The sequence below is a fragment of the Methylomagnum ishizawai genome, from assembly GCF_900155475.1.
GTDB lineage: Bacteria > Pseudomonadota > Gammaproteobacteria > Methylococcales > Methylococcaceae > Methylomagnum > Methylomagnum ishizawai_A.
In genome coordinates this window covers 1,993,681-2,012,173 of the sequence record NZ_FXAM01000001.1, presented here as the reverse complement: position 1 = coordinate 2,012,173, position 18,493 = coordinate 1,993,681, and the positions used below count along the sequence as shown (strand labels likewise).

The following is an 18,493-nucleotide window of genomic DNA, read 5'->3' as shown; positions in this document are numbered from 1 at the left end:
ATGTTGGAACGCATCATCGGTTGGTCCTTGCGCAATAGGTTCCTGGTGCTGCTGGCCACCCTGGCGCTCGTGGCTGGAGGTCTGTACGCGGTCATGAAAACGCCCTTGGACGCGCTGCCGGACCTCTCGGACGCCCAAGTGATCGTCTATACCGAATATCCGGGCCAATCCCCCCAGGTAGTCGAGGACCAGGTGACCTATCCCCTGACCACGTCCATGTTGAGCGTGCCACGGTCCAAGGTGGTTCGGGGGTTCTCCTTCTTCGGTGCGTCCTTCATCTATATCATTTTTGAGGACGGCACCGACATCTACTGGGCGCGCTCCCGCGTACTGGAATACCTCAACTTCGCCGCTGGACGTTTGCCTAGCGGGGTGACGCCTCAACTAGGACCGGACGCCACCGGGGTAGGCTGGGTCTATCAGTACGCCCTACTGGGCAAGGCCTATTCGCTGGCGGAATTGCGCACCTTGCAGGACTGGTTCGTGCGCTACCAGCTGACCAAGGCCCAGGGGGTAGCGGAGGTCGCGAGCCTGGGGGGGTTCGTCCAGCAGTATCAAGTCACGGTCGATCCCCACAAGTTGCAAGCTTACGGCATACCCCTCGGCACCGTGACCCAGGTGTTGAAGAATGGCAACCGCGACGTCGGCGGCCGGGTGATCGAGCGGGCGGAAACCGAATACATGGTACGCGGGCGCGGCTATCTGCACGGCAAACCCGACCTGGAACGCCTGGTCCTCAAGGCCGAGAACGGTACCCCGGTGCTGCTGCGCGATGTGGCGCGGGTAGAACTGGTCCCGGACGAGCGGCGCGGTATCGCCGAACTAGATGGCGAGGGCGAGGTAGTCTCCGGTATCGCGCTGGCCCGTTACGGCCAGAACGCCCTGGAAGTGATCGAGCATGTCAAAAACCGCCTAGCCGAGCTCACAGCGGGCCTCCCGGAAGGCGTCGGCATCAAAACGGTATACGACCGCTCCGACCTGATTCTCCGCGCCATTGATAACCTGCGCCGTACCCTGGTCGAAGAAAGCGCGGTGGTGGCGGTGGTCTGCGCGCTGTTCCTGCTGCATCTCAGAAGTGCTCTGGTCGCTATCCTGATGCTGCCGGTCGGGGTGCTGATCGCTTTCATGGTCATGCACGCGCTGGGTATGAACTCCAACATCATGAGCCTCGGCGGTATCGCCATCGCCATCGGCGCCATGGTGGACGCCGCCATCGTCATGATCGAGAACGCCCATAAGCACCTGGAACGAGACAGCGGCAAGCGTCCGCGCCTAGACATCCTCTTAGAGGCTTGCCGCGAGGTGGGACCGGCCCTGTTCTTCAGTCTGTTGATTATCACGGTCTCATTCCTGCCGGTATTTGCCCTGGAAGCCCAGGAAGGGCGGTTGTTTCATCCCTTGGCCTATACCAAGACCTTCGCCATGGCCGGGGCGGCGGTGTTGTCCGTCACCCTGGTCCCGGTGCTGATGGCGCTGTTCGTGCGCGGGCGCATCCTGCCAGAGGGCCGAAATCCGGTGAACCGGGTGTTGATCTGGTGCTACCGGCCGATGATTTCCGCCGTGCTGCGCTGGAAGAAGACGACCATTGCCCTGGCCGTGCTGATCCTACTGGTGTCCTGGTATCCCATGGTCCGGTTGGGCGGCGAATTTATGCCGACGCTGAATGAGGGCACCCTGCTGTTCATGCCTCAGACCCTGCCTGCGCTGTCGGTGACCAAGGCGGCGGAACTCCTGCAAACCCAGGACCGCATTATCAAAAGCTTCCCTGAGGTGGCATCGGTGTTCGGCAAGGCGGGCCGCGCCCTGACCGCGACCGACCCGGCCCCCCTGGAGATGGGCGAAACCATCATCAACCTGAAGCCGGAAGCGGAATGGCGTCCCGGCCTTACGTTGGAAACTCTGGTCGCCGAACTCGACACCGCCCTGCAAATCCCCGGCGTCACCAACGCCTGGACCATGCCGATCAAAAACCGCATCGACATGCTGGCCACCGGCATCCGCACCCCCGTCGGCATCAAACTGTTCGGCAAAGACCTCAACGAGATGGAGCGTCTGGCGAAGGAGATCGAGCAGGCGGTCAAGACGGTGCCGGGTACCACCAGCGCCTACGCCGAGCGCGTGACCGGCGGCTATTACCTGAACCTCGACCCCGACTACGAGGCGCTGTCCCGGTTCGGCCTGATGGTGGGCGACCTCTTGGACCTGGTCGGCACCGCTATCGGTGGCGAGACCGTGACTACAATGGTCGAGGGACGGGAGCGCTTTGGCGTGATCGTGCGCTACCCGAGGGAACTCCGCGACGACCCCGAGGCCCTGGGCTCGCACATCCTGGTCCCCACCGCCACAGGTGCCTCGATCCCCTTGGGCCAATTGGCGCGGATCGGGATCAGCCAAGGACCACCCGGCATCCGCACCGAAAACGCCTTGCTGTCGACTTACGTCTATGTCGACCTGCGCGGCCGCGACATCGCGGGCTATGTGGCCGACGCCAAGCGGGCGGTCGCCGACGCGGTCAAATTCCCGCCTGGCTACTACGTCACCTGGAGCGGCCAATTCGAGTACATGGAACGGGCGATCCAGCGCCTGAAACTGGTGGTCCCACTGACCGGTGCCATCATCTTCGTCCTGCTCTACCTCAACTTCGGACGGCTCGCCGAGACGCTGATCGTGATGCTGTCGGTGCCGTTTGCCCTGGTTGGCGGGGTCTGGCTGCTGTGGCTGTTGGACTACAACGTCAGCGTGGCGGTGGGGGTCGGCTTTATCGCCCTGGCCGGGGTGGCCGCTGAGACCGGGGTGGTGATGCTGATTTACCTCGACCATGCCCATTCCGAACGGCGGCACGGTTGCGAAATGGCAGGGCGGCCCTTCACCCTCGACGACCTAAACGCGGCCTTGATGACCGGAGCCGCCGAACGTCTCCGCCCCAAGATGATGACCGTGGCCGCGATCATGGCCGGACTCGTGCCGATCATGTGGAGCCATGGCACGGGCTCGGAAGTCATGCGCCGGATTGCGGCGCCGATGGTGGGTGGCATGGTGTCGTCCACCGTGCTGACCCTGATTGTTATTCCCGCGATCTATGCCCTGGTGAAGGGGCATGGCCTGGATAAACCGCGTGATTTGGGCATCGACGATCCATCCAACCCAGGGAGGCGCTAAGCCGAAAACACCTAGACACCCTCAGGTACAAACCCCGAACCCTATTGATCGACTAACAGAGGAAAACCGCCATGAACACCCTATCCACCCTCAAAACCGCGCTAATCCTGCTCCTGACCCTGGGATTCCTGGCAGGCTGCGCCCAACCCAATCCCCATCCGATGGACATGACGGCGGCCGTCCAGAGCGCTAAAACCCCAACCGACCATCTGGCGCTTGCCAATCATTACCAGCAGGCGGCCCAGGACGCCCAGGCCCAGGTCGAGGAGCACAAGAAGCTCTTGGCGGAATACCAAGCGAAGAGCTACCTCTATGGAAAACAGGCCGCCACCTGGCAAGCACACTGCCAGGCACTGATCTACCACTACCAGCAAATCGTGGATGCGAACCGCCAAATGGCGGACATGCACCGGAAGATGGCTGAAGCCGCCCACTAATCGCAAGTATCTATACTTCCGGTTCCACTCAACACAACAAGGAGATACGCCATGAATGCACGCAACACTCTAATCGGCCTGATGGCTACCACGCTGGTTTTAGCTTTCCCAATGGTCGGCTCCGCCGAAGAGCAGCACGGCCAGGAAGCCACCCAGCACCTCGACCAAGCCGTGGAAAGCGCCAAGCAAGGCGATACCGCAGCGGCTGGCAAGCACACCGAGGAGGCGAAACAACACGCGATCCAGCAGAACAAGGCCAAGCCTTACCGGAAATCGCCCAAGAAGATCAGTGGCGAGAATCCAAAACAAGAACATGACGAGCAGGCATTCGGCGCGATGGGCAAGGCCGAGGGCCATGCCGCGAAGGGCCATGCCCAGGAAACCGGGGAAGCCGCCGGCCAGGCCAAGCAACACCTCCAGGACAAGGAGCAATCCAAGTAGGGGCTGATTTGGGGATTCCCGGCTTCAAGCGTCTAGAACACCCGGTGTCAAGGGCGCTGGGCCGGGAATGTCCCAAGCAGGTTCCGGGCACCGCATATTCATCGACCGGTACCCTCAAGAAAAAGGGATCTAGGCGTATGTGGCATACCTCCACGGCCAGGAAGGGAGCTTCCCGCGTCCGGGTTCCCCCCCCGGATTTCCGGGAAGCGCTCGCCGCCGGCGCGCATATTCGGCGAAGGATACTGATCCGGCTTATAACCGGTTGGTTATTGCTCAGCATGACGGTCATCGGTGCCGTTCTTCTGTTCGAATTCAACCGGGTGAAACTGGTAGTGCATCAAATGGCCGTCGCGGAAATAACCGGCTTCGGCCGGGAAGCCGTCCGCTCGCTCAATTCCGACGAGCCCGCCCTGGAACAGGCATTGGGGCGCAAAATCCAGCGATCGGTGAACGAGCATTTCCTGACCGTGGAAATCTATGGTCCCGATGGAAAGCTCCGCTTCGAAGCCGCCAGGGATGGCGCATCCTCCATCGGGCGGGAGGTTGCGCACTATAGGCATCGGATTCCGGAGCAAGGCGAGTCCTCCCGCGAACTGCACTACCTCGAGGGACGACTACTGTTGGCGATCGTGCTTCCCCTGGAATATCCCCAAGGGAACCCGGCGGGCTATTTCGAGGGAGTCTACCAAGTAGATCCGGCGCAACGCGCCAAACTCGAGGAGGAGATTGTCCATGTGATCGTCCTGGTGACGACGAGCCTCGCCCTCGCCGCCGCGCTGCTGTCCCCCATCATCATGAACCTCAACCGCTGGCTCGTCCGCCTCGCCGCCACCCTGTTCAAGGGCAATGTCGAGCTATTGGACGTACTGGGCTGCGCCATCGCCGAACGCGACTCCGACACCAATAGCCACAATTATCGGGTCACCCTATACGCCCTGGGGTTTGGCCAGCGCCTCGGATTATCCCGGTGGGAACTGCGGAACCTGATCGCCGGGGCGTTCCTGCACGATGTCGGCAAGATCGGCATCCGGGATCCGATCCTCCTCAAACCGGGCCGGCTGACGCCGGAGGAGTTCGAGGTTATGAAGACCCATGTGACCTTGGGCGTTGACGTTCTAAAACGGGCAAGCTGGCTCCAGGGCGCGCGCGACGTGGTCGAGTTCCATCACGAGAAATACGATGGCAGCGGCTACCTGAGAGGACTGAGCGGCGAAGCGATCCCTTTGAACGCGCGCCTGTTTTCGATCGTGGACGTGTTCGACGCACTGACCTCCCCGCGCCCCTACAAGCAGCCTTGGCCGGTGGAAGAAGCCGTCGCGGCCTTGGAGAAGGACAGCGGCACGCATTTCGATCCCCATCTCGTCCGGGTCTTTTCGACCATCGCGGCATCCCTGTACCGGGAACTTCATGGGTTGGATGATTCCCGGTTGGAGGCGATTTTGCGCAAGTCCATGGCGAAATACTTTCTGTCCGGCGCCTGAATACCGCTGAAAGCGCCACTCGGCTTATTTATAAGGAAGGATGCGAAGGATAGGTATCCAGTACCTTCCTGTGCGTATCGGGTTTGGCATTGGCATTCCTCGCCCGCTGCCCGCAATGCTTGGCGGGCGCCAAATTGAAGAGGTAATCACCCCCCAAATGGTGCCGTACCGCAAGAATAGGAAGAACGACGGCAACGACGCGGAGGCGGTGGGAAGGCCCAGCATGCCGCTTCGTTCCGGCAAGGAGCAAAGAGCGGTAGGCGGTCCAAGTAAGGGTCAGTTACCGATTTCGATCCCATTTGGGAATCCAGTAGTTCTGGCCATCCCAAGTAATTTCGAAACCGCCATCCTCCTCGATGGCGATCTGGGAGTCATCCAGTTTCTTACCCACGTTCCGCGAAAGTCCATGGAAAAATGCGAGGGCGGTCGACAGCCACGCGTGCTTGAATTCTTCGCCTTCCCCACCCTGGCGGGCGAGGGCCAGGAGTTCTTTTTCAAGTTTTTTCTTCCGCGCTTCGGCCACGCGCTGCCGGGAAACTTCCGGAATCAGCCCGAGACCGTGTTTTTCATTCAGGAAGTTGATGAATCCGGTGATGGCCGCTTTCTGGCCGGGGGCTTCCAAGAGATAGCCATCCAAAGCGGCTTTGTCGGGAAGTTTCTTCCCGGACGGATCCGTACGCGATAGCAGGGATGCCGCTGGCCGGAGCGCGAGACGAACCGATCCGATCTTCGTTTTTCCCGCTTCGACCCGAACCATCAACATGTCGTTGTAGGATCTCAACGCGGTTCCGGCAGGAGTTCCATCCGGAATGGAGTCTATGATTTCCCGGATGCGGCGGCGGTCCGAATCTTCGTTCTTGGCTACTGCGTCCGGAACGATGGCCTTGGCCTTCTCCAGCCACCGCATCGGCAGCCTGACACGGCGCAATGCCTCGGCCCCGAAATGGGCGAGGAGACCGTCATACGCGGGGACGGCGCGCCATCGGTTCTCGATTTCCATGAAAAAAGGCAGGTAGCGGTGAATGGACAGGGCCGCCTTCTGCGCCCCCACCTCGTTGAACAACCATTCTCCGAATTCGCCAAAAACCTCCTCCATGCCCGGCGAGGAAAACGCCGCCCGGTCGATGTCGAGTCGTTTCCTGAACAATTTTTCCCAATAGCACGTTTCGCAATCCACTTTCCCCCGGCCTGCGGGCATGGGGCGTCCGCAGGAGGGGCAAAGCGCCTCGCCCTTTTCCAGACACGGTTTGCAGAGCATTCGGCCATCCGGCGCCTCCCCAAGCAAACGATGGCGTCGGCAAGCTTGGCAGCTGCGATGATCGATCCGGGCGCACTTGGGGCAAACACGGTGGTCGTGTCCCAACCTAGCAACACGCGCTAGTAGAGTGGATGGGGTTCCGCATATCTCGCACGGCTCTGGCTCCCTGAAATAATGCTCGCAAACATTGCAAACCGGCCCATAGGGAGTTTTCCTGGCGACCTCGTACTCCGTTTTGCCGCAACGGGCACAGGGCCTGTTCACTTCGCAGCGTCGGCATACGGCGTTTGGATCCTTCTTCGGCAACCGGGCGAAGTTTCCGCATTTCGGACACATCCGGCGCTTGAATACGCGGGCGTAGCAGGTGGAGCAATACCTATGTCCCTTTAGCACCCGATGGGCTTTCGCGATGGGTTTTCCACATTCATCGCAATGGGAAGGCCGGTTCAAGGAAGCCATCTACATCTTGCGTTGAAAACGTGCCCACATTCTCATCACGGCCTGGCGCGAGTAGGGCTTGAACGGTTCCCTTTCCGCCCTGCCGACGCGGACTGTCCGCTTGTCCGGTAACTCGATGACAAGTTTCTCGATAGTAGCCGGAAGCCGTTGGCGTGGTTCCCGCAAGGATTGGACGGTCAACGATGCGCGTTGCGCGGCTTTTAGAAAATCGTTGGGGTTGCCGGACATGAACTTCCAGGCATCCCCCAGCAAGGCGGCGCGCTCATCCACGGGAAGGAGTTCGATGGCCAATCCGGTCGCGGGCGCTTGCAATGCATCGGTGTCCACGCCAAAGGATCGTGCCAATGCCATCAAACCCTCGGTTTTGCCCATGCCCATCTTCCGCAACAGCGTCACGAAATACCTGGCGAGGGAAAACCATTCGCTGGCCGGGAGGGCTTTCCCGCCATAGTGCCCTTCCAACGAAGCGACAGCCTCGTCGGCGGCCCGTTGGAAAGCCAAACCATCGGCATCCGCATCGACTGGCCCAACCATTCTCAAATCGTTCTCGCAAGCGGCGCAGACCGCCATGGTGAGTTCCTTCGCCGAAAGCCGGTGCGGCTCTATGGGCGAGGTGCAATGTGGACACCTATCCAGCAACCGGCATCCATGCCTTGGGCACCCCGTATGCCAGGCCAACCGCCAATGAAGCCGGAAGTAAGGCCTTCTGTCTTCCGCCAGGCATCGAGGGCAATACTGCAATCCGCCCCGGCGCCTCCTGTTGCGGGATCCCAGGGCGAGCACCCATGGCCATGTGGACTTGTCATGTAGGGAGTTCCCGGACACGACTTCCGCGATGGGACGCAACATGGCGGCTTCGTAAGCTTCTTTCGCTATGCCTGACAGACGTGAAAGCGCTTCGATCCGGTCACCCGTTACCCCTCGATCAGGATCGAGCGTCCACACCCGCCACTTGGGCCAAATATCGCCCGTCAGGACAAGGGGATCGCAGCCCTGGGTAAGTGCGGCCCGTGTCAACCATGAGGAAAACAGTTCGTCTGGAAATAAACAAACCGAAACCACCCACCGAGGATTTACAGGCGTAGCTCCCGGATGCCACGCGTAGGCCGTAACCATACCTTGCCCTCGATAATGCCTTTGTCGATGCATTCTTTTCCGCTCGTGATCGCTTCGGTGGCGCATGCCACCAACAGGGTATGGAGATTGCCGGTATTGCCGTCGGAAATCGTATGCAAAAGAGTGGCAAGCTCGGGTTGAGAGAGCTTTGAAGGCTTCTTGAGAGGCAGCACCATCTCGAAGCTGGCAAGGAATCGCTGGAACTCCTTGTCCAACGACCAAAGCGGGAGCGTTGCCACCTCGAACCGACTGGCATGCTGGGAATCGGTATGCAATACCCTGATGGCTTCGCGGGTCCCCACGCCCACGATGGGTATGGCAAGCTCGTTGCACAAAAGTTTGATGGCATTCATCACTTCCCGCTGCTTGGTGGCGGAACCGGTCAGCAGGGAATGGATTTCGTCGATAACCAGTATCCGGGTATGACATTCACGAAATACACGAATGACCTGGTCGCGATGCTTCAGAACAGAATCGCCCACACGATAGGGAACAAAAAATCTTCTCAATATTGAAATATAAAGCCCTTTTTCATCCGCGCTCGGGGGTGACTGCGCGATGATGACCGGCTTGACCGGCTCGCTATCTTGGTTAACATAACCCTGACCATGGAGTTCGTTGAACCGTTGGATAATAGTGGTTTTTCCATGATTTGAATCCCCCACGATAAGGAGGTTTGGCATCCTGGGGCGGGTCGGCTTTTCCATCAGGTCTTCAAGACGCTTCAGAATCTTCTGGGCAATCCGGTAACCAAGCCATCGAGGCTCATCCATGAATTTGATCCTTTCCCTGTCGGATAACCCGACAATAGCGCGGAAGTCTGGGTGAATATGACTCAAGTCCATCATGAAATGTCTCCGAATGCCTCAACATCCCCATCCACTAAACCTGAGAAAAACTCCGGGGGATGTGTCGCGAGCTTAACTGTTTCGGCTGCCAAGGGATTGCCAGGCGTTATCCCTTTTTCATGCTCCTTCCGGCGTTGAGACTGCCGACGCGCCTTCTTGGTATTTTCCTTGGCGGCCTCCACTATGCTACGCAACTCCGTAATGGCCTCGTTGATCTGATGCTCGGTAGCACTTTTTATCCCCTCTTTCCGTAACAATTCCTTGGCCTGCCGAAATTCCCAGACACTCATGGAAGGTAACGATTGATCGGCGAATGGCACCTTGTAGTACTCTTTAACAACTGGATCGAAAAACCAAACGACGCTGATGTCCCTTGGATCCCGCCGGAACACCATTTCATGTTTTTTGTCGGGAGATTCCGGATCCGCCGCACTGATCCATGACCGCAACGCTTCGGCATAGTATTTCATTCCCTCGATGCGGACCCCGGTGGGTTGGACGCTACGGCGGAACGAAGGCAGGAAGTCCAAATGAACGGTATGGCGGTTGGTAAGGCGTTCCGGCATGCCAATTCCTTGTACTTCGGCATTGCCGAAAATCCCGATCTCCCACTTGCGCAGGGGGGACATTCCAATCGTGGAGTGCAGGCGCTGGTGGTATACTTTGCAAATCAATGTAACCAACCATTCCTCGAATTCGGATTTAGTCATAGTGGCGTGCTTTTCCGGATTGTATTCATCCTTTTCTTTAATAGAGGAAAAGGTGGTTCCCGGAAGGGCATGAATTTCCTTGAGCAACGTACCAAGCAATCGTTCAATATGCCCGCCAAAGCGCGGTTGCTTGACGGGCCGGAATTCCAGGTTGATGCCATACATTTGGCATGACCGTTGAAAATTATCAGAACGGAAATCGGGGCCGTTATCCACGTGAATGGTCACTGGAATACCCCACACCGGCCATTTGGCGTCCACTTTGTGCAGCATGAGCCATTCATCCTTAGGAAGCATGGCGTGCGCCACGCACATGGCCACCGAGGTTTCAGACGGCGAGTCAAAGGAAAGGTAATAGCCGGTGACCATCCGGCTATTCACATCCATGGCCAGGGTAATCCATGGACGACCGATGGGTTTGCGGTAGAAATCGTCCACAAGAATGATATCCACCGGAGTATGGTCGATTTGCACTACTTGCAGCGGAAAATTGGCATTAGGGAATTTCCTGGCGGCGGGTAGGAACTTGTTTTTTGCCTTTTCCTTGTACCCTCTTTTCATAAGCCTTTCCTTTTCGGGTATTTTTTCAATCCGGGATTGAATGGTACTGGCGGCGGGCGGCTTTGTGCCGCATAAATCACAGCGGTGGTTGATTTCCTTGATGGTTTCCTTAACGGTCGGGCGTTGTATTGTGAGGTAATAGTTATTGATAACTTCCTCGACGATAGCGTCGGCAGATTTGGAAAGGCGGCTTCCATTTGTTTTCCAACCACGCTTTTTGGGAATCAGGGTGGATAGGCTTCTGAAAGCGGTATATAGGGTTATCCAACGATAGAGGGTGGTGGGATGAATCCCCAACGCCTTGGCGCGGGAGTCAACATCGTGGCGTTTAAGGTTCGGATGCTTGATCAGGGGTTCGATAGCGGCAAAACGTTGCTCGGCGATCTTCCAGTCCGCATCGGCGATTTCGTCTATATCCACCTCGGGGCGAGGGGGATCGCCAGTTTCCAAAGATTCCATAGGCATCAAATCGCCTATGCATAAGGGGCATTTGCGCCCCGTTTCAACATTGATGGCTAGGATCGATTCAAAATCAATGACATCGCTGATACGATAGACCACACCGTCACACCCAACTAAATTGCCCTCCCGAATATCAATCTTCTGGCGCGATAGCTTGAGACCGGTCGGTGCCGATTGGGCATTCTGGTTTTTTTTACTCATTGCCGGGAATCCAAAGCATGGTGGAGTCGTTTAAAGGACCCGACATATCGCAATCGAGTTGACGGACCGCCAACAGATGCCATATATGGGCGACATTCTCCATTGGGTTCTCGCCCATGCTGCTATTAGTAAGAAGCTGGTGAAGCGGGATACGGCCAGCCTGAAGGACGATCTCGATAACCGCCCGGCTTTTCTCGTCGCCGAACCTCATTCGTTTATAACGGTCAAGATCCCTTATGTTTTGATACGTCCGGTCTCTAATTCGAGTTTCGTCATGAATATGGAAGTCCCAGCCAAGATCGCTGGCATATCTCCATGCAGCCTTCCATTTGGGAAGCCATTCCCGCCAATGAGCACGCCACTCCTTTTCCGGTTTAATCTCGACCAATTTTGGCTTGGAGTAGCAGGAACCCGGTCCGTAAACGACCAGGAAGTCAGGCGTGTACTTGTACGTCCGACCTTTCGTGGTTAAAAATGGAATTTGGCATGGTTGTGGAACCACCCGCTGGACAGCGAGGGAGAATTCCTCGCGGATCACAAAGTCCCGCTCCAGCGTGGACTCGAATTGGATCGGCGTTTTTCCACGGAACATATACACGCCGGATACGCTGCGGCGGGTAGGGCCAATTTTGCGTACCTGGGAAACCTCAACACAGTCGCATTTATTTTCGGTATTTTTAGACACGGTCGCAGCTATTTCCGGTAAATCTGTTGCAGCTATTTCCGGTAAAGCATAGCTAACTGATTGAATTTTTCCTATGTCAGTCGCATCTATTTCCGAAAGTCACAGCGGCGGCAATCCCAAGCCGGGGGAAATCTCGCTGGCGCACAATGGCGTGTTGTTCCTCGACGAACTGCCGGAATTCGACCGTAAGGTGCTGGAAGTCCTGCGCGAACCCTTGGAAACCGGGGCCATCACCATTTCACGGGCGGCGCGGCAGGTGGATTTCCCGGCCAAGTTCCAATTGGTCGCCGCCATGAATCCTTGTCCTTGCGGCTATCTGGGCGATGCTTCGGGGCGCTGCCGTTGCTCGCCCGAGCAAATCCTGCGCTACCGGGGGCGGATTTCCGGTCCCTTGCTGGACCGGGTCGATATGCATCTGGAGGTGCCCCGCGTCTCCCATGAAATGCTGCGCCACGGCACGCCCGGCGGCGAGGAAACCAGCGCCACCCTCCGCGCCAGGGTGACGAAGGCCCGCGCCCTGGCGCTGGAGCGCAGCGGGCGGCCCAATGCCTGGATGACGCCGCAGCAGGTCAAGCGGGTGTGCGCGGTCAGCGACGAGGGCCACCGGCTGTTGGAACACGCCATCGAGAAGTTGGGACTATCGCACCGGGCCTATCACCGCATTTTGAAACTGGCGCGGACCATCGCCGATCTGGCGGGGACGGAACAGATTTCGGTGGCGCATTTGAGCGAGGCGATTGGGTATCGGAAGTTGGATCGGGGGGCCAAGCCGGGGAAGGCTTGATTGCATCAAACCAACCTTGGAGAAATCAAAGCGATATGGGCCAGACCAGCCGATGCTTATCGAATTCGACCCCGCCAAAGATAAGATCAATATGGACAAACACGGCATTTCCCTCGCTTTCGCGATGGACTTCGTATCGCATTCTTGAGTGGCGATATCGAATACTTCAAGTTCAGGAAGCGCCGCAGCCCCTTCGTCTGGTACGAAGCCCACCGCCAAGGATTGCTTTAACCCACCGCACCCTTCCCCCTATGCTCCGCCTCTACCAAGCCGACAAACTCGAAATCCTCGCCCAACTCCTGGCCCAACAACACCGCCCGCCGTCCTCCCCGTTCCAGCCCGACGTCATGGTCGTGCAAAGCCTCGGCATGGGCCGCTGGATATCGCTGCGGTTGGCCGACCAACTGGGCATCTGCGCCAATGTCGATTTCATCCTGCCCGCAGCCTTCATCTGGGAACTGCGCCGCCGCTTGTTCGGCGAACTGCCGCGCCGCTCGCCCTTCGCCACCGAGGTGCTGACCTTCCGCATCATGGCTTGGCTGGACCTACCCGAGAACCTCGAACGCGCCCCGCGCCTCGCCGGGTATCTCCAGGGCGGGGGCGAGTTGCGCCGCTTCCATCTGGCGGCGCGGATCGCCGATGTGTTCGACCAATATCTGATGTACCGGGAAGACTGGATCAGCGCTTGGGAAAACAATCAACTGCTGGACCTGGACGGCGACGAGGCTTGGCAGGCGCTGCTGTGGCGCGATCTGGTGGCTGGTGAAACGGCGGCGCATCGGGCGCGGTGGATGCGGCAATTATTGGCGCGGATCAAGGCGGTGGGTTCCGGGGAAAAATTGCCCGATAGGTCGCGGCCCGCCCTGCCGGAGCGGCTCAGCGTGTTCGGGGTATCGGCCTTGCCGCCGATGTTCACCGAACTCTTGAAGGCGCTGGGAAACTATTGCGATGTGGCGCTCTACACCCTCAATCCTTGCCGCGAATACTGGGGCGAAATCCGGGATCCACGTGAAATCGGCAAGCTGGCCGGGGAGCGCCGACCCGAGGATTTATACCTAGAAGTGGGACATCCCCTGCTGGCCTCCTTGGGCAAGCAAGGCCGGGAATTCTTCGACGCCCTGGCCGACACCGCCCAGCCCGACGACCATTTCGACGAAAACCCCGAGCGGGATACCCTGCTCCACCTGCTGCAAGCCGATATCCTGGAATTGATCGACCGCAAGAACACCGAAAAAGCCGAAATCGCCGCCGCCGACCGCTCCGTACAAATCCACGTCTGCCACTCGGCCATGCGCGAAGTGGAAGTCCTGCGCGACCATCTCCTGGCTTGGTTCGACGCCGACCCCAGCCTCCAGCCCGGCGATGTGGCGGTGTTGACCCCGGATATCGAGAAATACACGCCCTATATCGAAGCCGTATTCGCCGGGAGCCGCACCGCCACCCGCATCCCATTCAGCATCGCCGACCGCGGCTTGGCCCACCGCCATCCCTTGTTGGAAAATTTCCTGAGCCTGTTGGATCTGCACGAGAGCCGGTTCAGCGCCGATGCCACCCTGGCCCATCTGGAACAGCCCGCCATCCTGCGCCGCTTCGGCCTGTCCGCCGACGATCTGCCGCAAATCCACGCTTGGGCGCGGGCGGTGGGTGCCCGCTGGGGCCGCGACGCTGCCCACAAAGCCGCCTATGAATTGCCGGAAACGCCGCGCCATACCTGGCGCGACGCCGTGCAACGCCTGATGTTGGGCTATGCGCTGCCGTGTGAAGTGGCGGGTTCGGCCCCGCCTTTATTCGAGGGCGCGATGCCGTTCGACGATATCGAGGGCGGGCGGGCTTTGATCCTGGGCGGTTTGGCGGAATTCCTGGAAACCCTGTTCGAGTGGGCCGAACGGCTGAAGGGCGAGCGTTCCCCAGCGGAATGGGCCGAAACCCTGAACCTGTTCATCGACCGGATGTTCGACCCCCGCGGCGACGACGAAGCCGTCCTCGCTCAATTGCGGAATCATATCGACACCCTGCGCGACACGGCGGAACAGGCCCGCTTCCGCGACCCGCTCGCCGCCCGCACCGTGAAAAGCTGGCTGGCGGGACGGCTCGGCAAAGCGGCGGGCACACTGGGTTTCCTCACCGGCGATGTGACTTTCTGCGCCATGGTGCCGATGCGCAGCCTACCGTTCCGGGTCATCGCGCTGCTGGGGTTGAACTACGACACCTTCCCGCGCAATTTCCATCCGCCCGGCTTCGACCTGACCTCGCGCCATCCGCGCCGGGGCGACCGTTCGCGGCGTTTGGACGACCGCTACCTGTTCCTGGAAACCCTGCTGTCGGCCCGCGAGCGGCTGTATCTCAGCTATGTGGGACGCGGCATCCGCGACAACAGCGAATTGCCGCCCTCGCCCCTGGTGTCGGAATTGGTCGATGTGGCGAAGCAAAGCGCGGTGTTGCGGCTAGCGGATGGGAACCCCGGCGATTTGGCGCAACATCTCGTCACCGTGCATCCCTTGCAGCCGTTCGACCCGGCCTATTTCAAGGGGGATGGGCGGCTGCCGGGGTTTTCCACGACTTGGCTGGACGCCGCCCGCAAGATTGGCCGGGGCGAAAAAAACCCGGTGCCGTTGTTCGAGGCCGAGCTGCCGGAACCGGAAGATGAATGGCGGACGCTCGACCCCGACAGCCTCGTGTATTTCTACAGCAACCCGGCCCGCTATCTGTTGCGGCGGCGGCTGAACCTGACCCTGGAAGAAGCCGACGCCGGTTTCGATATCCGCGAGCCGTTCGCCCTGAGCTACGACGCCCGCGACACCATCCGCCGCGATGTGCTGCACGCCCTCCGCCAAGGCCGGGCCGGGAGCAGCGCCCTGGCGGTGGCGGAAGCCCAAGGCTTGTTGCCGCACGGGCCGGTCGGTTTGGTGCTGCATGGGCGGGAGCGCAGTTTGGTCGAGACTTTCGCGCCGGAGTTGCTGGATGGCCTGGACGCGCCGCGTTTGGCCCCCTTGCCGGTGGAATTGGCGGCGGACGGGCTGGTGCTGCGCGGGTTCCTGGCCGGGGTGTCGGCATTGGGGATACTGGAATATGGCTTCGACAGCCCCAAGCCGCACCAACTGGTAAGGCTGTGGCTGCGGCATCTGCTGCTGTGCCTGGCCGCGCCGGAGGGGGTGGAAAAACGCTCGGTCCTGCGCACGCCGCAAAAAACCATCGAACTTGGGGCAGTCGCCGACGCGACCACCGAGCTGGCCCAGCTATTGCGGACCTATGCGGCGGGATTGCGCCGTCCGCTGCCGCTGTTTCCGAAAACGTCCTACACCTACGCCAAGGCGTTATTAGCCCCCTCCAAGAAACTGGCCGCCCTCGACCCGGCAGCCCTGCGGGAGCAGGCGCTGGAACAGGCCCAGGGGGTGTGGGCGGGTTCGGATTTCGTGGGGGGGGAAGGCGGCAACGCTTACTACCAAGCGGTGTATCGGACCACCGATCCTTTGGACGGGGAATTCGAGCGCTTGGCCGTGGCGGTGTTGGGACCGTTGGTACTGGCGATGGAGCAAGCCGGATAGGCCATTCCGAATTCGCGCCGGTTCCCAAGCTTTGCCCGGCATGCGCCTCCGGTCCGCTAACCCGCGTCCTGTCCCCTCAACTCGAAATACTGCACGCTGAACAAACCCGCCTCATCCCGCCAACAACCCATCGCCCGGAACCCGGCCATGACCGCCAAGGCCCGGAATTCCTCCACCGTGTACTTGTAGCAATTCTCGGTGTGGATGGATTCCCCGTCGGCGAAGCCCAAGGATTCGCCCGCCACCCTGACCCGCTGGGCGCCCCGGCTGACCAAGTGCATTTCGACCCGGCACTTGCGGGTGTGGTAGAAGGCGTAATGGTAGAACCGGCCCGGATCGAAATCGGCCTGCAAAGCGTGGTTGATACGGCGCAACAGGTTCAGGTTGAACTCGCGGGTCAGCCCCTGGGCGTCGTTATAGGCGCGGTGCAGTTGTTCCGGCTCCTTCCGCACATCGACCCCGATCAACAACCCGCCAGCCGGGGCCACCAGCCGGGCCACCTGCCCCAGGAAGGCCAGGGCTTCGCCGGGTTCGAAATTACCGATGGTCGAACCCGGAAAGAACACCACCCGCTTGTGATCGCCCGGCGGCAAGCAGGACTCCAAGAGGTCCAAGCCCTGGCCATAGTCCATACAGACGGCGTGTACCCGCAATCCGGGCCGCTCGGCGACGAGGCCGCGGGCCGCACCCAGCAGGTATTCCCCGCAAATATCCAGCGGCAAGTAGAGACGGGGCCGCAACCCGTCCAGCAAAAGCCGCACCTTGCGGCTGGCCCCGCTGCCCGGTTCGATCAACACGCAATCCCGGCCCACGGTCTCGGCGATGGCCGCGGCTTGGTCGCGCAGGATGGCGGCCTCGGCGCGGGCCGGATAATACTCTGGTGTCGCGCAGATCGCCTCGAACAGGGCGCTGCCTTCCCGGTCGTAGAAGAACTTGGACGGCAGGCGCTTGTGCGCCTGTCCCAGCCCCGACAAGACCTCGGCCCGAAAATCCGCCGCCCCCGCGGCTTTTTGGGTGAAGCGCAGCCACTGGGTCATGGCGCGTCCCCGGCCAGACGGATGCCGGTGAAGGGCCAGCGATCTCCCGGATAGAAGAAATTGCGGTAGCTGGCCCGGATATGGGCGCGGGGCGTGGCACAGGAACCGCCGCGCAACACCATTTGGTTGCACATGAACTGGCCGTTGTATTCGCCCAGGGAACCCGCCAAAGGCCGGAAGCCCGGATAAGGCGCGTAGACGCTTTGGGTCCATTCCCAGGCAGCGCCGAACATTTGCGCCGGTCCTTCCACTGGAGCCGCCACGGCCACCGCCGGGCGGTAACAGCCCGCCTCGCGGAACTGGCCGGCGATCTCCAGCCCGGCGGCGGCGGCCTCCCATTCCGCTTCGGTGGGCAGACGGCAGCCCCGCCAGCGGGCGTAGGCGTCGGCCTCGTAGAAGCTGATATGGCAGACCGGCTCCTCCAAATCCAAAGGCTCCAACCCGCCCAGGCCCATCCGCCACCACGCGCCCTCGCGCCATTCCCAATACAGCGGGGCGGTCCAACCTTCGCGCCGGACCTTGGCCCAGCCATCGGCTAGCCAGAGTCCGTGGCGGCGGTAGCCATCGTCGCGCATGAATTCCAGATACTCGCCGCCCGTGACCAAGCGCGAGGCCAGACGGTAGCCGCGCAGATAAACCGCATGGCGCGGCATCTCGTTATCGTAGGCGAAGCCCGCGCCCGCATGGCCGATATCGCGGAGTCCGCCCGCGTAATCCTGCCAGCGCCAAGCCGGAGCCTTGTCCCCGGACCGGGCCGGAGCTTCCCGGTACGCGGGCCGCAAGGGATTGAGCGCGAAGTTGTATTGGATATCGGCGAGCAATAATTCCTGATGCTGTTGCTCGTGATGGATGCCCAACAAAGTGCGGGCGGCGACCTCTTCCCGCGCCGATCCCGGCACCGCGTCGAGCAGCGCCGCCATGGCGGCATCGACCTGGGCGCGGTAGTCCATCACCTCCCCTACCGTGGGCCGGGACAGCACTCCGCGCCGCTCCCGCGGCCAGCAAGCGCCCACGGTTTGGTAATAGGAATTGAAAAGCTCGTCGTAACGGGCATGGAAAACCCGGTAAGCATGGGCATAGGGCCGCAGCACGAAGCGCTCGAAAAACCAAGCGGTATGGGCCAGATGCCATTTCGGCGGGCTGACATCGGCCATGCCCTGGACCCCGTAATCCTCCAAGGCCAGCGGCCGACACAGGGTTTCGGTGTCCAGGCGCACGGTTCGATAATGCCCGGCTAGCGCGGCAAGGGTGGCCGTGGATTCCGGGAGACGCTGCTCGGCCTGGGACATAGGCAATCCTCGCGGTTAAG

Annotated in this window: 12 protein-coding genes and 2 pseudogenes; 6 read left to right on the top strand and 8 right to left on the bottom strand. The window is 60.4% G+C overall.

The window, feature by feature from the left end; translation table 11 throughout:
• The 4 genes from B9N93_RS08980 to B9N93_RS08965 all read left to right on the top strand — a co-directional run bounded on the left by B9N93_RS08980 (position 1) and on the right by B9N93_RS08965 (position 5,518).
• Positions 1-3,159 (top strand): efflux RND transporter permease subunit, encoded by a 3,159-nt coding sequence (locus B9N93_RS08980; protein ID WP_085212865.1) that lies wholly within the window; start codon positions 1-3, stop codon positions 3,157-3,159.
• 71 nt (positions 3,160-3,230) lie between these two features.
• The gene (locus B9N93_RS08975; RefSeq protein WP_085212863.1) at positions 3,231-3,596 is read left to right on the top strand and encodes a hypothetical protein; all 366 of its coding nucleotides are present in this window, start codon (positions 3,231-3,233) and stop codon (positions 3,594-3,596) included.
• A gap of 51 nt (positions 3,597-3,647) precedes the next feature.
• Entirely contained in the window at positions 3,648-4,037 is a 390-nt protein-coding gene (smbP, locus tag B9N93_RS08970; protein ID WP_085212861.1) for a small metal-binding protein SmbP, read from the top strand.
• A gap of 278 nt (positions 4,038-4,315) precedes the next feature.
• Complete coding sequence (locus B9N93_RS08965) at positions 4,316-5,518, top strand: HD-GYP domain-containing protein (RefSeq protein WP_254899362.1); 1,203 nt, start codon at positions 4,316-4,318, stop codon at positions 5,516-5,518.
• Positions 5,519-5,798: 280 nt separating this feature from the next.
• On the opposite strand, the gene B9N93_RS08960 is transcribed toward B9N93_RS08965, so the two are convergent.
• From B9N93_RS08960 to B9N93_RS08940, 6 genes and pseudogenes are all read right to left on the bottom strand, one after another.
• Positions 5,799-6,776, bottom strand: a complete 978-nt coding sequence (locus B9N93_RS08960; RefSeq protein WP_125468904.1) for a hypothetical protein — start codon at positions 6,774-6,776, stop codon at positions 5,799-5,801.
• Positions 6,777-7,235: 459 nt separating this feature from the next.
• Complete coding sequence (locus tag B9N93_RS26275; RefSeq protein ID WP_254899361.1) at positions 7,236-7,805, bottom strand: hypothetical protein; 570 nt, start codon at positions 7,803-7,805, stop codon at positions 7,236-7,238.
• 78 nt (positions 7,806-7,883) lie between these two features.
• Positions 7,884-8,351: pseudogene (locus B9N93_RS26815) on the bottom strand (TniQ family protein); the annotation flags it as partial.
• A complete protein-coding gene (locus B9N93_RS08950) occupies positions 8,309-9,199 on the bottom strand; it encodes a TniB family NTP-binding protein (RefSeq protein ID WP_085212853.1) in 891 nt (296 codons plus the stop codon). The gene B9N93_RS08950 and the pseudogene B9N93_RS26815, both read right to left, overlap by 43 nt.
• Positions 9,196-11,133, bottom strand: coding sequence for a Mu transposase C-terminal domain-containing protein (locus B9N93_RS08945; protein WP_085212852.1), 1,938 nt, complete (start codon positions 11,131-11,133; stop codon positions 9,196-9,198). Before B9N93_RS08945 ends, B9N93_RS08950 begins: the two co-directional genes overlap by 4 nt.
• Positions 11,126-11,818: a TnsA endonuclease N-terminal domain-containing protein gene (locus B9N93_RS08940; protein WP_085212850.1), complete on the bottom strand. Its 693-nt coding sequence runs from the start codon at positions 11,816-11,818 to the stop codon at positions 11,126-11,128. The genes B9N93_RS08945 and B9N93_RS08940 overlap by 8 nt, the downstream gene beginning before the upstream one ends.
• Positions 11,819-11,924: 106 nt before the next feature.
• On the opposite strand from B9N93_RS08940, the pseudogene B9N93_RS08935 reads away from it, so the two are divergent.
• Both B9N93_RS08935 and recC read left to right on the top strand, forming a co-directional pair.
• Positions 11,925-12,602 (top strand): annotated as a pseudogene (locus B9N93_RS08935) (ATP-binding protein); the annotation flags it as partial.
• A gap of 251 nt (positions 12,603-12,853) precedes the next feature.
• Positions 12,854-16,147, top strand: coding sequence for an exodeoxyribonuclease V subunit gamma (gene recC / locus B9N93_RS25440; protein ID WP_176225200.1), 3,294 nt, complete (start codon positions 12,854-12,856; stop codon positions 16,145-16,147).
• 56 nt (positions 16,148-16,203) lie between these two features.
• On the opposite strand, the gene egtD is transcribed toward recC, so the two are convergent.
• Positions 16,204-17,184: an L-histidine N(alpha)-methyltransferase gene (gene egtD / locus B9N93_RS08925; RefSeq protein WP_085212845.1), complete on the bottom strand. Its 981-nt coding sequence runs from the start codon at positions 17,182-17,184 to the stop codon at positions 16,204-16,206.
• Complete coding sequence (egtB, locus tag B9N93_RS08920) at positions 17,181-18,473, bottom strand: ergothioneine biosynthesis protein EgtB (RefSeq protein ID WP_085212843.1); 1,293 nt, start codon at positions 18,471-18,473, stop codon at positions 17,181-17,183. Before egtB ends, egtD begins: the two co-directional genes overlap by 4 nt.
• Positions 18,474-18,493 lie beyond the last annotated feature (20 nt).

Excerpts from the sequence above, each read along its gene's own strand:
- B9N93_RS08960 (WP_125468904.1), bottom strand. The coding sequence starts at position 6,776 with ATGCTCTGCAAACCGTGTCTGGAAAAGGGCGAGGCGCTTTGCCCCTCC.
- B9N93_RS08945 (WP_085212852.1), bottom strand. The coding sequence starts at position 11,133 with ATGAGTAAAAAAAACCAGAATGCCCAATCGGCACCGACCGGTCTCAAG.
- B9N93_RS08965 (WP_254899362.1), top strand. The coding sequence starts at position 4,316 with ATGACGGTCATCGGTGCCGTTCTTCTGTTCGAATTCAACCGGGTGAAA.
- B9N93_RS26275 (WP_254899361.1), bottom strand. The coding sequence starts at position 7,805 with ATGGCGGTCTGCGCCGCTTGCGAGAACGATTTGAGAATGGTTGGGCCA.
- B9N93_RS08980 (WP_085212865.1), top strand. The coding sequence starts at position 1 with ATGTTGGAACGCATCATCGGTTGGTCCTTGCGCAATAGGTTCCTGGTG.
- recC (WP_176225200.1), top strand. The coding sequence starts at position 12,854 with ATGCTCCGCCTCTACCAAGCCGACAAACTCGAAATCCTCGCCCAACTC.
- smbP (WP_085212861.1), top strand. The coding sequence starts at position 3,648 with ATGAATGCACGCAACACTCTAATCGGCCTGATGGCTACCACGCTGGTT.
- B9N93_RS08950 (WP_085212853.1), bottom strand. The coding sequence starts at position 9,199 with ATGATGGACTTGAGTCATATTCACCCAGACTTCCGCGCTATTGTCGGG.
- egtD (WP_085212845.1), bottom strand. The coding sequence starts at position 17,184 with ATGACCCAGTGGCTGCGCTTCACCCAAAAAGCCGCGGGGGCGGCGGAT.
- B9N93_RS08975 (WP_085212863.1), top strand. The coding sequence starts at position 3,231 with ATGAACACCCTATCCACCCTCAAAACCGCGCTAATCCTGCTCCTGACC.
- egtB (WP_085212843.1), bottom strand. The coding sequence starts at position 18,473 with ATGTCCCAGGCCGAGCAGCGTCTCCCGGAATCCACGGCCACCCTTGCC.